The organism is Prolixibacter sp. DSM 2831, assembly GCF_056493735.1.
Map to the genome: position 1 here is coordinate 2,030,986 of NZ_CM151379.1, position 15,664 is coordinate 2,046,649.

At 44.6% G+C, this 15,664-nt stretch carries 10 protein-coding genes; 2 read left to right on the forward strand and 8 right to left on the reverse strand.

Annotation, left to right across the window (positions count from 1 at the left end):
- Nucleotides 1-54 precede the first annotated feature (54 nt).
- The 3 genes from rsgA to AC060N_RS08200 all read right to left on the reverse strand — a co-directional run bounded on the left by rsgA (nt 55) and on the right by AC060N_RS08200 (nt 4,242).
- Complete coding sequence (rsgA, locus tag AC060N_RS08190; RefSeq protein ID WP_479526666.1) at nt 55-1,125, reverse strand: ribosome small subunit-dependent GTPase A; 1,071 nt, start codon at nt 1,123-1,125, stop codon at nt 55-57.
- Between the two features lie 326 nt (nt 1,126-1,451).
- Nucleotides 1,452-2,663 carry an aldo/keto reductase gene (locus AC060N_RS08195; protein ID WP_479526667.1) on the reverse strand — a complete coding sequence of 404 codons (1,212 nt, stop codon included), beginning with the start codon at nt 2,661-2,663 and terminating at the stop codon, nt 1,452-1,454.
- Nucleotides 2,664-2,991: 328 nt separating this feature from the next.
- Nucleotides 2,992-4,242 carry a tetratricopeptide repeat protein gene (locus AC060N_RS08200; RefSeq protein ID WP_479526668.1) on the reverse strand — a complete coding sequence of 417 codons (1,251 nt, stop codon included), beginning with the start codon at nt 4,240-4,242 and terminating at the stop codon, nt 2,992-2,994.
- A gap of 1,151 nt (nt 4,243-5,393) precedes the next feature.
- Between AC060N_RS08200 and AC060N_RS08205 the strand changes: the two genes are divergently transcribed.
- A complete protein-coding gene (locus AC060N_RS08205) occupies nt 5,394-6,404 on the forward strand; it encodes an IS110 family RNA-guided transposase (RefSeq protein ID WP_479526669.1) in 1,011 nt (336 codons plus the stop codon).
- 131 nt (nt 6,405-6,535) lie between these two features.
- Here AC060N_RS08205 and AC060N_RS08210 read toward each other — a convergent pair whose 3' ends face one another.
- The 4 genes from AC060N_RS08210 to AC060N_RS08225 form a co-directional block, all read right to left on the reverse strand.
- A complete protein-coding gene (locus AC060N_RS08210) occupies nt 6,536-7,147 on the reverse strand; it encodes a hypothetical protein (protein WP_479526670.1) in 612 nt (203 codons plus the stop codon).
- A gap of 94 nt (nt 7,148-7,241) precedes the next feature.
- Nucleotides 7,242-7,742 (reverse strand): hypothetical protein, encoded by a 501-nt coding sequence (locus tag AC060N_RS08215; protein WP_479526671.1) that lies wholly within the window; start codon nt 7,740-7,742, stop codon nt 7,242-7,244.
- Between the two features lie 105 nt (nt 7,743-7,847).
- On the reverse strand, nt 7,848-8,597 hold the full coding sequence (locus AC060N_RS08220) for a hypothetical protein (protein ID WP_479526672.1): 750 nt from the start codon (nt 8,595-8,597) through the stop codon (nt 7,848-7,850).
- Between the two features lie 2 nt (nt 8,598-8,599).
- Nucleotides 8,600-11,692 carry an Eco57I restriction-modification methylase domain-containing protein gene (locus AC060N_RS08225; protein WP_479526673.1) on the reverse strand — a complete coding sequence of 1,031 codons (3,093 nt, stop codon included), beginning with the start codon at nt 11,690-11,692 and terminating at the stop codon, nt 8,600-8,602.
- 1,244 nt (nt 11,693-12,936) lie between these two features.
- Between AC060N_RS08225 and AC060N_RS08230 the strand changes: the two genes are divergently transcribed.
- On the forward strand, nt 12,937-13,650 hold the full coding sequence (locus AC060N_RS08230; RefSeq protein WP_479526674.1) for a DUF6261 family protein: 714 nt from the start codon (nt 12,937-12,939) through the stop codon (nt 13,648-13,650).
- Between the two features lie 866 nt (nt 13,651-14,516).
- Here AC060N_RS08230 and AC060N_RS08235 read toward each other — a convergent pair.
- A complete protein-coding gene (locus AC060N_RS08235) occupies nt 14,517-15,530 on the reverse strand; it encodes an aldo/keto reductase (RefSeq protein WP_479526675.1) in 1,014 nt (337 codons plus the stop codon).
- Nucleotides 15,531-15,664: the final 134 nt, after the last annotated feature.

Sequence of the window (15,664 nt, forward strand, 5' to 3'; positions counted from 1 at the left end):
GGGTATTTAGTGGAATTGGTGTTAGATTGTTCAGGTTTGCGATGATAGGAAATCTCATTGCTTCCGGTTCTTCATATCCTTCTTCTTAAAATCCTTCACGATTTTCCCAAACTGTTTGTCCTTTTTTCGGCGTTCGGCTACCGTCGATTCGAAATGGTTTTTCTCCCGTTCCATCTTCATGTAATTCTCGTAAGCACTTTGGTCGATTTCCCCTTTCTCAACAGCCGTCAGAACGGCACAACCTGCTTCGGTAGTGTGGGTGCAATCCTTGAAGCGGCAATGTCGTGCCAGGTTCATGATGTCATCGAAGGTGGTTTCCAGTCCGCCGGTGGTATCGGCAATGCCCACTTCGCGCATGCCGGGATTGTCGATGAGGATGCCGCCGTTCTCGAGAATGGTTAACTCGCGGTGACTGGTCACATGCCTGCCTTTGTGTGTGCTTTCGCTGATGGCATCCGTCCTCATCCGGGTTTGCCCTGACAGGTTATTCAATAACGTCGATTTGCCCACGCCCGACGATCCCAGTAGACAATAGGTCTTTCCTTTCCCGATGACGTTATTCAGTGCTTTGTATCCGGCATGGGTCTCGTTGCTGATGGCCAGCACCGGCACTTCTTTGATGCGATGCGCAATACTCTCCCTTATTTCGGTTATTCGTTGCTCATCGATGAGGTCGGTTTTGGTGAGCACGATAATGGGAGCAACATTGGACGAGTAACAGATGGTCAGGTAGCGCTCCAGGCGGTTGAGATTGAAATCGCGGTCGACGGCCTGTACCAGGAAGGCATAGTCGATGTTGGCGGCGATCATCTGCACTTCGCCGGAGTGGGAGACCGCCTGCCGCTTTAACATGGAGTAGCGGGGCAATACCTGGTGAATAATGGCGAAACCGGCATCGAAAACGGTCAGGGCGACCCAATCGCCCACAGCGGGGAAATCTTCGCGACTTTGGGCTGTAAAACGCATATTGCCGGTTATTTCGGCCTCATATTCCCCGTCGGCGGTACGGACGACGTACCGTTCTTTGTGTTCGGCTACAATCCGGCCAATCCCGAATTGGTCGAGTTGCAGCTCTTTTCTGGTTTCTTCCAACTGGTTAGTATAGCCCAGGTCTTTCAGGTTCATTGTCGTTTGGTGTTTTTTACGAGATGAAAAGATACGGATTTTTCAGGTTTTGTTGGTTGGGGGGAATTATGCTTCGAGGCTTTTGAAAATTTTGAATGATGTCCCGAACCCTCGGGATTGAATTAAAGAGGGATTACGCTAATTAGGAAGAATTACACTAATTGCGCTTCCAGGTTGCTTTGGTAGAAGGCCTTCAGCCTGACAACTACAGCAACCTCGAAGCGCAACCTGAAACATGAAACTTGTAACTCTCTAACAACAGTAACAACAGAAACCACAGTAACTATAGTAACCTCTAAGCGCAACCTGAAACCTTTGAACAAATCCTATACACTCAACAAATCAATCGGTACATCCTTCAGCCGGGCAATGTCCATCACTTTGTTGCGGACATCGAAGCGGGAAGCACAATTGACGTTGCAAACGTCGCACAGGTGGCAGGGATTGTTCGACAGGTCGACCTCGGCCAGCGTGTGCCAGGCCTGCTCCAGGTTTTTGTAGCCATAGGCATACATGTAACTGCGCATGATGGTCGGGATGTCGAGGTGGTGCGGACACTGCGGAACGCATTGCTGACATTGCTGGCAATACAAACCCTGCGCGTCATAGCCGGAAGTCATGCCTAAATCCTTCATCTCCTGCTCTGTCATTTTCAGGTTTTGAATCATCTCCAGGTTTTTCTGCACCAGTTCCACCGAGGTCATTCCCGATACGATGGACGAGATATTTTCGTTCTGAAGCACCCATTTCAGTGCCGCATTGGTGTTGATGCCCGGACCGGTTTTGCTGCGGGCGGCGCCGGCTGTGGTTTTCATCGCCACGATACCCATTCCGGCTTTCGCTGCGCGGTTAATGGCGGTGTTCAGTTCTTCTAAATTCTGGGTTTTGTAGTTGTAGCCTATCATCGCCACGTCGTACACGCCCGATTCGGCTGCGGCGTTGAGCGCCTCGACGGTGCCACCATGCGAGGCAATGCCCACATACTTCACCTTGCCCTGTTTCTTCAGTTGCTCGAATGTTTTCAGTACGTCCTCGTTCAGGATGGTCTCTTTCTTCGAGGCAAACGGTAACAGCACGAAGTCGATGGTTTCGAGACCGAAGCGTTTGAGGCTGGCCTCGGCACTTTTCATGTACTTATCGGCGGTGAAGTCGCTGTTCAGGGTGCCGGCGCCCTTGTTCATCTCATTGGGGATGGCAGCGGTGCCTACCAGGAAACTGTCGCGGGGCAGGCCTTTCAACCCTTCGCCCACGAGGATTTCGTTGTTCCCGCGGCCGTAGTAGTTAGCCGAGAAAAATAGCTTGATGCCAGATTCGTACGCAGCCTTTACCAGTCCTGCGGAGGTGACGCCACTGGTCCCCATACTGATGAGAGGTGTATGAACGCCGGTTTTGCCCAACGGGCGGGTAGGTAAGGCAGCAGGTGTGTTGTCAAGGGTTTTTCCGGAGGCATCGAGGCTGGTGCCCGAGGCCAGCAAGGCGGTTCCGGAGAGGCCCATAATACTTTTCTTCAGGAAATCACGACGGTTGTTCGTTTTCATAGTCCGGTTTTTTGGTGTTTTGCCGATTCAATTGATTATTTGGTTTGTCTGAAACAGTTGGGCTCCCTTACCGGAAGCTGGTAGTTTGGTTTGGACTCGTCCGTTTATGGTGGGGTGGGTGAGCCGTACTTTCGCGGTTGACTAACGTTAGCTGGTGGAAACCGTCTTTCCCGAAGTGGTGTTCCAACGTTCAGGAAAAGACGAATTTAAAGATAAGAATAATTGGGGGTTATCGAAACGAACAACCGGTTGGTTCCATCGAAAAATAGAAACCAACCGGTTGCTCCTTAAAGAGATGGTAATAAAATCGGTTAAACCGATGCGGTTATCACTCAATAATAATTTGGTTATTGAACATGGTTTTAAAAACGGAAGACGATTGGCTGAATATATCTTCACACGTGTCGAGCATGATGATGTAGAATATTTTCCCCTTAAATCGGTCCTTATGTTCAGGAGCTTTAAAGTATGAGAATCCATTCTCTTTCATCGGTAAATTAGCTGGAGTTTCAAAAAGCAATCCTGGGTATTGCGGCTCATCCCGTTCAATTCCGATGGTGTAAAAATGACCTCCTCCGATATTGGGATAGATGGTTGAATCTCTTGATTCAAATGCAATCATCTTATCGTATTTGGTAGAGAACTTAATTTCCTTGTTGTCCCGATATTGAGAAGTAACATTTTTGACGAAATCAGCCAATTTCTCATTCCTTCCTGGTGTTTTCATGATGATGCCAATCGTATAGGTGATATCTGTTCCTTTGCTGTTGGCAATGGCAGGCGGAGTAATGATAAAAGCGCTTTGATGATTGTTGTAATCATAAATCGAAAGATGCCACATCGAATCGACTGATACCTCGATACCCAGTGGAAGAGAGGTAAAAGAAATCAAATCGTCTTTAGTGTATGTCCAAAGCTTTTTCGATTTGTATAAGCTGTCTTTGTCAACAGGAACTATTTGTTTGCGAACTGCTGAACCCAACTGTTGCTCAAACGTTCCTTTCTCGCCGGTTATGCTCCGCACTTTGTCCATGGCATAAATGCTATGTTCCGGCATATTAGCGACTGAGCTTTCCCATGCATAATCGTTCCAGAAATCGGCCGGTTGGTCCGCAGGTAACAATGTCTGGGCTTTGGTGAAATTGACAAAAGCTAATTTGGGAACATTGGCAAGGGCGTAATGATAGCCCAGAAACCAATAAGCCCGGTAATCATCCGGATTGGCGTTAATAGCCTGCTCATAATTACTGACGGCAAGTTCATAGGATGGCTGGTCGTCCATGTTGTAGAGGTAGTGCGCAATGTCGCCCAGTAGCAGATAGAGTTCTTCGTTTTTCGATGGAAGTGCCGAAAATTCATCATAAATGCCATGAAGCTTTTCTACCAGTTTGTCTTTGGGAGTATCGTAATTCCACTGATTGGTCCATGCTTCATAATAGGGGGTGTTATCTTTCACGAAGGTAAAGGCTTCCACCAGTTTGCTGTCTCTGGTTATTTTGGAAATGTCGATGTAATGCACATCTGCAAAGGCAAAATTGACTGCCAATAGCAGAAACAGAAAGGCGATTGTTTTTTTCATCGGTTAAATGGAATGTTGGTTGTTGTTTCGAAAATAGCATTTCATTTCCATCTATCTTAAGGAAAATGTCATTTATTATGTTCCTTAATGTTTTGCATTGTTTTTCCTTTTCAATATCTACTCATCCCAACCCTTCTCTAACATAGAGAAGGGCTAAATCCGCTGCAGGATTGCATGGTTCAATTTCGAAATAAGGATTTCTACCGGAAAACAGCACCGCCTGATTGATTATCCCGGACGACGACACGTGGCCAGAAACGGAATCCACAATTGAAACGTACGACCCCGCCGGGGTCGAGTCTGTTCTTTGAATATCTTCTCTTCTAACAATATAAGACTCCTCCGGAGTCTTCGGAAACCTCTCTGGCAGAAAACTTCCGGTTGAAATCTGGAAACGACTTTTATTCCGAACACAGCATCCCGGATGACATATTGGTAGCCCCGTCCCGATGCTTCGGGATTAACCCGGGGATGTGGAATTTGTGAGGGGAAAGCGCTCGCGCGGCAGATTTGATTGAAATGGTGTGGTTGTTTCGAGCGCAATGGTGATGGAGCAGCATCGAAAATGTTTTAGTTGGCGCTGACGTTGAGAATTATGCCGACGTGTAGGGTCAGGACATGTCCTGACCGTATTTGTATCCAATTGCGTGTCTGTATCTGTGGCGCAGGAATGTTGGTGTTTCAATGATGGTTGGAATGTGCGCCTGTTGAAAATGGGATACGCTCTATTCTTGGGGCGGCGTAGTCACGACTATCGTCGTTGACTCCTTCCCCCAAGCTATGGAATCACAGGCCTTCAGCCTGATAACAACAGTAACCGCTCAGCGCAACCTGAAACCTTCAGAGCAATGAGTAATTAACAATGAGAAATGAGTAATAAAAATACAATAAGGCTGAATCTGAAACTCTTAAATCAATGAACAATTAGTAATCGTTAGTTTGCATTAGAATAAAAATCGAAGGTAAACGGGAAAACATAAATACTTTTATGCAAAAGCTCCATCTGCTGCCTTAACTTTTAATTTAGTAACAGATAAAATCTAATTTTCATATTAAGTACAGCAGATTATTGAGTTAAAGCCAGAGAGTATTTAGGGCAGAACCCATTATCACGATTTCAGCCACTCAATGCGGAGCATAAAAAAAGATTTATGCAAGTATACGGAATTGATCTATCAATGAAAAAGTTCGATGTTCATTACATTGATGAGAATGGAGAAGGAAAAAACAAACAGGTAAAAAACCGATTAGGGGACATAACGGAGTTTTTATCCTCGGTTGCAGATGATGGTGTCTTGTGTGCAGAAAACACAGGGACCTATGGGGATTTACTGGTGGCTATCTGTAACCTGGTTGGCGTAAAAATTGCTTTGGTTCCAGGCTATACCATTAAGCACAGCCTTGGTTTAGTTAAAGGAAAATCAGACCCAATTGATGCTGCAAGGATCAGGGAATATGGCGAAAGGTTCATCGATAAGCTTTCTTTTAAAGTATACGATTCAGAAGAGATTAGCGAATTGAAATCGTTGTATGCGTTACGCTCCCAGCTGGTCAATGCAAGAAAAATTTTGCGTACTGGAGTACACAGTCGTTCGGTTAGTCCAATGCAAAGTATCTCGGTCAAACATCATACAGAAAAAGCGCTGTCAAACCTTGGCCATCAAATCAAAGAGGTCGAGAATGAAATAGAGGCTATCATCGTGGCCAATGAAGACCTTAACGAAAGTTACCGGCTGGCAACCAGTGTAAAAGGTGTCGGGCCCGTTATCGCAACCGATCTGATTATTAAAACAGGCAACTTTAATATTATTGACACAGCCCGAAAAGCATCATCATTCGCAGGCGTATGTCCTTTTCCTAATGAATCGGGCAAAATGGTTGGAAAACGCAGAACAAGCCCTTTTGCCGACAGAAAATTAAAAACATTGCTGTACATGGGAGCCAAATCTGCCGTCAAGCATAACAAAGAATATCAGCTTTACTATCAAAAGAAAAAGATGGAAGGAAAACCTCATTATCTAATCATGAACAATATTGCAAATAAATTACTCAGAACGGTTTATAGCGTTGTAAAAAACAAGACACCATATAGTCTCGACTACGTTTGTCTTGACCCTAGAGAAAGAAAAAATAATACCATCTACTCCCAAAAAGTGGCTTGAAATTTTGTTTTTTAACAGAGTATATGAGAAATGAATAATCCAGAGTACGATTAGGCTAAACTTCAAAACGCAACTTGAAACCTGAAACCTGAAACTTTTTAACAGCAGGAACAACAACAAAAGAAACCTTTTTACAAACCATTCAGCACATCGGTGCCGCGGATGCCGGGTTTGTCTTTCAGGTAGGTGTAGATTTCCTGGTTGCTCAGGTGGTAGGTTTCTTTCAGGCCGGCGATGATGGTGCGCAGGTAGTTGGTGCCGGGCGGGTTGATGGCTTCCGGCTGGTGGGTGGCGTGGGTGAAGGTGAAGATGGGATGGCCGTTTTTGTCGCCCAGGTAGAGCAGGTTGCCGTACCACCAGTTGGGGTCGATGATGAGGGAGCCTTGTTCGATGGCTTTCCCGAGGTCGATGTGCAGGTTTCCGTAGAAGTCGTTTTCCTGCCGGATGATGTCGATGAATTGCCCGGCGGTGATTAAATACATGCGTCCCAGGGTGTGGGCCTGTTCATTGGGTTCGGTGCCGGTGAAAGCCACGCCGCCGTGTTGCCAGCTGCCCGATTGGCGTGCAAAGTACAGCTCCCGGTGGATGGTGATGTTCTCCTTTTCCGTGGGGAGGGTGGTATCGAAACAGCCGGGCTGTGTTTTGGCAGAACCTTCCGGCTGCCCGCCACGGATGTAGCAGTGAAACCGGCTCTCCAGCATGTTGGAACCGTAACTGGCATAGTAGATGTGAGAGGTTTGCATGGTGTATTTGTTGTTGCGAAATGTACTTTTCTAAAGCATTGTCAAACTTATGAATATTTGTAGTGGTTTAGTCCTTTGACTCTGAATGAGTCAATTATCTCCAAAGTTTAAGTTCGGTTTCCACATTGTTTAAACTGTCGGTTATATCATTTCTGAATTGGAAAGCATCTTCTAAGAATTTCTGATAGCTATGGTCTCCGAGGATTCGCGGCCCTTTAATATTCTTATTGAAATTAATGTAGCCATAAAAAATCTGCTCTTCGTCAAGGTAACCATCTTTATCGATGTATTCTTCTTCAATACGAATCTCTAATAATCCCAATTCAAACCATAACCACCATTTTTTCCAGTACATACCGCCCTTTCCACCATCGCTCTTACTTTGAATAACCGGGTCGTAAATATCAATGCAAACACTCCATTCTTTAAATGTTTCGGGTTTATCGAAATTTTCGATGCAGTATTTGAAATCGGAGGCCAGTTTTCTTTGTTCCGGAGGAGTTTCCGGTTGTCCGGCAACAAAGTCCACAAAGCTTTTTAGTACCTGAAGTTTGTTTAAAGTTTCTTTGCCGATAATGTAATAGTCGTCACTCATTTTTTTCGGTTTGCTATAAACTCGTAGTATGTTGTATAAATCTTTCCCTATGGTTCAAACTTTGGAAAAGATAAGCGTTAGTTTCGTCTCTACTTCCAAATCATGTTAGGTTGACAGGTCGGAAAAATCGTCATAAAAGGCCAGAGGATATTTTCCGGACGGTAAACGTTTTTTTTGCTTCATGAAATCCGGGATATGGAGCGTACTATTTTTGAACTCTTTTTCGAGTCCGGATTGTATCGTTTGCCAGTTATTATGACTGTGTACCCAATGTTGGGCCTGACCTTGATCATCGAGATACACAACTTCCGAGCCTCCCATTTTTTCAAAGAAAGCCTTCACCTTCTTTCTAAATGAGTTTGCATATTCCAGGAAACCACCATCGTCACTTTCGGTAAATGCGTTGCAAAAGCTCCACCACCGGTTAGGATAGTAGTTATAAAAATCGTGAAAGGTATCGTTGTAGATGGTTCCATAATCAACATCGTTGGTGTTATCTCTAAGCTCAAAACAAACTCCATTGATAGCTTCATCAATTTCATTTTTCACATATCCATGCTGCTTAAGCCAGGACAAATCGTAAACCTGGTTTCCATACTTTTCAATTAGCAGGTGAAGCAGGTAGAACTCGTCAGTAAGCCAAAGTGTTCTATCGGCGTCGGGATGCTCTATCTTCCCCAATGCTACATATTGAAACGGGGGAGTTCTATCATTTCCTTCCAGACCGAAGTCGAATATGTCATAATAGCCAAAGGTAATTCCGACATGGAAGCGGGATGATAAATCGCGGGCTAACGACTCGATGCTACTGATATCGAGCTGGTGACGACCTATTATGTGAACATCATGTCCCATGCTTAATTGATTGAGTTTTCTACGATGGCGATTTCCTCCTCCCTTAAACCATATAACTCATAAACCATCTGGTCGATTTCTTTATCGGTTTTATCAATTTCTGATTTGATGGTTTGAGCTTTTTCTTTTTGCTCATTGAAATACTGCAACCACTCAGCTTCTTCTGATAGGCTGAGCTTTACTTTTGATTTTTGAAGTTCTTTGAGAAATTCTTTGTTTTTCAGTTCATCCCAATTTTGAAGTTTTTTACTGAATTTCTCGATTTGATATTTAGATTGTAAATAATTTAAAAAATTGAAACTCAGGTTTTGATATTCAACCGACTTCTGAATTATGATTTCAACCTTATTTTCAATTTCAAGTGCTATTTGATTTTCAGCGTTTAATTTTGGAATTTTTAAGGTTTTCCAATCTTCAGGATAAATGTGGATATTACTCCTTCTGTTCGTGTTCAATTCGTAACGAATAGTCGATGAATTAAGAATTGCCAATAAAAAATTGTAAGAATAAAAAGCGGATATTTTTTCAAACTCTAACCGTTCCTCTTCACTATCATACGCTTTATTCAAACTGTTATTATTAACATTTTTCAAATCAATCCACCGCTTAAACCCGATTGCACTTTCGTTGAAATACCCATTATTGTCGTCCAAAAATGTTCGTGGAGAATTCCCGGGGCTTCTCATTGTAACCAACTTTTGCGAGCCCTCAAACATTTCTGTAAAGCCTTTTCTTCTCCATTTTGATGGAGAACGGTCTGTCCCGTATTCAATCCATCTTTCTTTCTGTAAAATCCATTTCCCAATGTCTTTCCCTTCAAAATAAAGTTTTGGGTGTGTGTCGTCTTTAATATCAGACAGAAGGTCGCCAACTAAAAATTCTCCTTTAGATTTCTTTTCATCACTGTTACCAACAATTCCAACGGATGAGTAACATATCTGTGATAAATAATTAAAATCAGAAAAATTATGCAAAATACTTTGTTGATAGTCGATTCTCATGCTTTCCGGATACGATTCAAAAACTTCATCGCTAAAAGTTGTGTCGCTGAACTGGATCCTTTTCGTGTAATTTGGCGAAACAGCTTTTTGTAAGTTTACGATAACGCTTTTTACACCCACATTCTGGAAAACTTCAATATCCGGGAAATAGTCGATTTGGTATAAATATCGATTTGACTTAGACCATTCTAAACTTTTTTTAGCATATTCTGCGTGACAAAAAGCATCGGGAATGATTAAAGAAACTTTTCCGTTTGTTTTAATTAATTGGACAGATTTCTCAATAAATGGAATGTATAAGTCCCATTTTCCAGCTAAAGTTTCAAATTGATTTGATTTAACAAGATGCTCCCTAAAATCTAATGAATTACCTGGACTGTCAGCCCTTACATACGGCGGATTCCCAATTGCTACGTCGAAACCACCGGTGTATTCGGGGCGGAAGGCGTGTTCGCCGGTGCAGGTCATACGCTTAATAAGGGGCTGCACTTTTCTTTGGAATTCCTGCTCTATTTTTGAAGAACAAGGGGTTGCAACCCCTTGTTTATCCAGGTGCTGCTCTTGTTGATTTCCTTGTTGCGCCCGGGCTGACCGGTGTTTCTCCCGATTTGCTTCTATATACTCAATGGTATTGGTCAGTTGTTTTTTCGATTCAATCGGCCTCCTGTCAAACTTTTGCGCCCACAAATTGAATGTCTCATCCTTTGCAAGTCCCAGATGTTCTTTGAATTTCTGAGCTGATTTTCCTTTTAACTTCCTTACCATGTTTGTTAGTTCGTCTTCATCACAAACCAATAACATATGTATGTGATCTTCGACAATATTATAGGCCAGGCAATTGTATTGTTCTTCAATAACAATGTCCGAAATAATCTCAGTAACTTTTATCGCATCTTTATCATCCAGATAAATTGAGCGATCAATATGCATTTCACCATTTGCCCGTCGTTCCCTGACTTTATATTTTATCATTCGCTTAGAGGTTCGGGTGTCATGGGTAACCCACGTAACATGCCAGGCCTTTTTCTTCTTTTTCTGAAAAATATTCGGAAACTCTTTGTGCCAGTTAAAGGCTTTTTCTCCGGCAATATTGGGATCGTCAATCAGTGAGTTGCCACATTTAATGTTGTTGCTGAGCGTGTTTAGTTTGCGACCTTTTTGAGCGGTTCGCAACCAAAGGGAGAGTTTGGCAATTTCAACCGATTCTTCGTTCAGGTCGACGCCGTAGATGTTTTTCTCCAAAATGTCGGTGGTAATATCAGGGAAAACCAGGGCTCCGCCAAGCAGTTGCCCACGCAACTCGTCAACTTTTCGATGTTCGTTTATCAGGAATTCGAGCGCCTGGTTTAAAAATGCGCCGGAACCGCAGGCCGGGTCGAGAATAGTTAATGCCAGGAGCCAGTTACGATAGTCTTCTAGTTTCTTATCGAGGGCACGAACAATATCTTTTTTCCGGTTTCTCCTTCCTTTGGCATATTCTTCATCAACGATGCCAAGTTCTTTCCGCTTTTCCTCGCAAAGTTTTCCAATCGTATTTTCAACAATGTATTTGGTAATGTATTTTGGGGTATAAAAAATGCCGTCCTTTTTACGTTTGGTTTTTTGACTGTCGACTTTTTCGCCTTTTATTTCTGCCTGTACATTTTCAATTTCGCCCAGCGAATGTTCAAAAATATGTCCGAGTATATTGACATCTACATCGGTCTCAAAATCGTAACTACTTAATCGCAGGGTGTGTTCGTAAAGAACATCATCGTCGATGGTAATGTTATCGAGTATTTCGTCAGGCTTGAAAAGTCCGCCATTGTATGCATAAATGTCGTATTTCTTGCCTTTGTAACCCGTGTTCATATACCCGAAATATTTTTTGAAACGGGAGTATAACGGAAAATATTCGTCGAGGTCTTCTTTTAAAGTTCTCCACTGTTTTACAATTTCGCTGATTGAATTTGGCGGTAGCAGAAGTCTATCCTCCGCAAAAAAGATAAATAGAAAACGGTCGAGCAGTTTTTGTGTTTTTTTGAATAATGTGAGTTTATCAGCAAGGGGTTGCAACCCCTTGTTAATTCTAGAGTCAATGTTATTTTTTACCAAATTGTTGTAAATCGCTTCTCTAAATTTCGAATAATCGGCATACAGTTTCTTGGTAATATTTTCTTCCTGTAAAACCGATGCTTCCTTGATTTTTAAAGATAAATCGTTTAGCAGGTTTTCTTTTGCTAAACATAGCCATAGCAACGAGAACTGTTCCTTCGTCAGGTTAAACAAATCAAAATCGATGTGATCGACGGCATTTTGAATGTAGAAGCGAAGTTTCTCAAAATTGGAAGTAATAACATATTTACACTTCGGATGATGATTTTTGTATCCGAATGCCTGCGTTTCAACTTTATCTAAATCGGTGGTGTCAGTTCCTTTCAGTTCAATCACTGCTGTCACATCTTCACCCTGTAAAATGGCACCGTCTGCTTTTTTGCTGTTTGTGGTATTTTTTAGTTCGGTAGTCAGGTTGAAATTGGGTTCCGGGTTTAACGTGTATCCCAAAATCTTCACAAACAGTTCCCGCAAAAATCCTTCCTGAAATTGTTCTTCTTTCGCGTTTCTGATATTTTCCTGCCGTTCGGGATTGTCGAAATAGTTTTGAAATTCAGCGTATTTTTTATCGATTAATGCCGGGTTGAGGTCGTTTAAATATTTCTTTTCAACTGATTTTTGAAACACACTCATATTTCGGTTTTGTCTGAGGTTATTTAACTTTCTAAGGTCACTTTTATATTGTTGGACAAGATTTTGTACCGAAATCTGTCCGACAGGTAGAAGATACTCACTTCCGTCCTTGAAAGTACTCATTTTTTCATCATCAACATAATAATTGCGCTTTGAAGGTTTGTTTAAACGCTCGTTGGCAACAAACAGGGGCGTTCGAGTAGTCGAAAACCCTCGCCGGGGAAAAAAGGAAGGTTTTCGAGTTGTCGAACGGCGTCCCCGGACAAAAAGTGGAGCTTTTCGAATTGTCGAATGACTCGCCCGGGCAAAAAGTGAACGTTTTCGAGTATTCGAATTGCTTCCCTGAGCAAAAAGAGAGCTTTTCGAGTTGTCGAACGGCTTCCCTGAAGAAAAGCCTGGCTTTTCGAGTACTCGAACGCCTATACGATAAAGGCAGAGATAAATGAATGGAGTGGTTCTTGGCTTATTTATGTCATAGAACATCAATGGATTGAGAAAAAATTATCATAAATTAGTAAACAGTTAAACAACCAGACAGTCGAAACCCTAACTAAATTTTTTGGAAATGGTTCAGTTAACCTTTTCTTACGTCGAATTAAAAATTTTCTACCATGCTTAAGAGAATAAGTTCTAATAGCCGCTCTACGGAGGTAGGTTCGGCTATGACTCGTATGACCAAGGCGTATAACAACGCTAACCTAACTACCGACAGCTACCTGGACGGGCTGATGACCGGGCTGTCGGCTGAAAATAATCTGCTAACCAAGGCGGTGGACCGCTCGAAGGCGGAATCGCAGCTGGAAGAGAAGGATGAAGTGCGTGATGATAAAATCCGCTCGCTCTTTCAGTTCGTGAAGGGACAGACCGTTCATCCCGACCCGGCTATCCGCGCGGCTGCGGAAACCCTGATGGTTGTGTTCGATAAATACGGCCTGTCGATTGTAGATGATAGCTATGCGACCGAGACCACGCTGGTGAAGTCGCTGCTCGACGAATTGGGCGAGGATTCGCTGCAGGCATCCATCACGACGGTGGCCGGTACGGCCGAACTGATTGCCCAGCTGCAGGCCGCACAGGATGATTTTGAGGATTTCAGGGTGGAGTACCAGACCGCGAAAGGGAAGGAGGAGAAACTGGAGAGTGCGACTACCATTAAGAAACGGATGGTGGGTACCATTAACAATCAACTGGTGGTGCATCTGCGGGCGATGAGCAATGTGGATGAAGCGCTGTACGGCGATTTCGTGGGGGCGGTATCGACCATTATCGCCGAGAATAACGAAGAGGTGAAGAAACGCCGCAAAAAACCGGAACCGGCTGCATAATACCGGCCTTTGGGCCAGCTACCTTTGGGTTACGACATTGTTGGTTTGTCTTTATAAGGGGCTAGTGTATAGCCGTCCGCCTCACCGGAATGGTGGGGCGGATTTTTTATCCATCCACTCTATTACGGTATACATAACTTTTATGCAGTATGGATTGCGACGTGTGTCCTCCTCAGGAGGAGGTGGCCGACAGGTCGGAGGAGGATTTCTTCTACGAATCCCGATAGCTATCGTGGCCCTACAGCATTGGCGCAACCTGAAGCTTTTTAATTCCACGCAAAGGCCGCAAAGATTCTCGCAGAGAACGCAAATTGGGCACTTTTATCGAAGCCGGACAATAGTAACAACAGGAACAACAGAAACCGCTCACCCCAACCTGAAACTTGTAACGGCGAAGCCTAACCTGAAACGGGTCTCTGTGTGCGGCGCAAGAGCATATTTGTTTCAATCGGGGTTGGAATGTGCGCCTCCGGCTATCGCGTAGATGCCAACCCGGGGTGGCGTCATCCCGACATAGGTCGCGGATTCCTTACCCCTGGCTATGGGATTTCAGGCCTTCAGCCTGACGGACGTAATAGCTGCAAAGTGCAAACCTGAATATTGAATACCGCGCGGCCACGATATATCGTGGCCCTACAGCATTGGCAGAACCTGAAACCTTGAAATCAATGAGAAATGAATAATGAACAATCGAAAGACCATTCTATTTCGTCTAGGGTCTAACGTCTGGAGTCTACTGTCTTTTTCCAACCACAGAAACCGCTCAGCCTAACCTGAAACCAAAAGCAATCCCCATCCGGGCGGAACCAGACGGGGATGATGTATATAGAATTGTTTTGGTTTTCTGATACTGCAGAAGCGACGGGTTATTTCCGGTCGGCTCCCTGTCGGTCGAGCATCCAGCCGGGATATTCGGGTGCCAGCTGGCTCACTTCGTCGAGTTGGGCGAGCTCGTCTTCGGATAGCTCTACGTTCACCGAAGCGAGGTTGTCGGCCAGCTGCTGCGGCTTGTTGGCTCCCACAATCACGGTAGTGACAGCCGGTTGGTGTAACAGCCACGCAAGGGCAATCTGTGCTACCGTTACATCTTTGGCTGTGGCGATTTCGCGCATCACATCGATGATGTCGAAGGCTTTGTCCTTGTTCACCGGCGGGAAATCGAAGTTGGCACGGCGTCCTTCGCCCGATTCCACATCGCGGCCGTATTTACCGCTCAGCAATCCTCCGGCCAGCGGACTCCAGACCATCAATCCCAGTTTCTGGTCGAGGAGGAGTGGCACCAGCTCGCGCTCGAGGTCGCGTCCGGCAATGGTGTAGTAGGCCTGCAGCGAAACGAACTTGCTGAGGTGCTCGCGGGCCGAGATACCCAGCGCTTTCATGATTTGCCAGGCGGCGAGGTTGCTGCACCCGATGTGGCGCACCTTGCCGGCTTTCACCAGCGAATCAAGTGCATCGAGGGTTTCCTCCAGCGGTGTCAGCGCATCGAAGCCGTGAATCTGGTACAGGTCGATGTAATCCATGTTGAGCCGTTGGAGGCTCTCGTCGGCCTGCTGCAGGATGTGTTTCCGGGATAAACCGGAATCGTTGGGACCTTCGCCCATCTTGCCGCGTACCTTGGTGGCCACGACCAGGTCGCTGCGGTTCAGGCCCAAATCGCGGATAGCCTGTCCTGTCATCTGCTCGCTGAGGCCTTCGCTGTAGACGTTGGCCGTGTCGATGAAGTTAATGCCGCCATCAACGGCCTGCTTCACCAGTGAGTTGACCTGTTCCTGCGGCAGGGTCCCGATGGCTGTCCACATGCCGCGTCCGCCAAAGGTCATGGTGCCGAGGCACAGTTCCGAAACCTTCAATCCGGTATTTCCTAATAAGTTGTACTTCATGATACGTCTTTTTTGTTAGTTATCTTTTCAGCGTGGAATGCTGTTTTGGTGCTGTTCATTGGTGTAAACTGCTGGAAGGGCCGAAAGGTTGAATGAGGGAGGGATTGTTTTGATTCTTTAACGTTTTTCTTGTC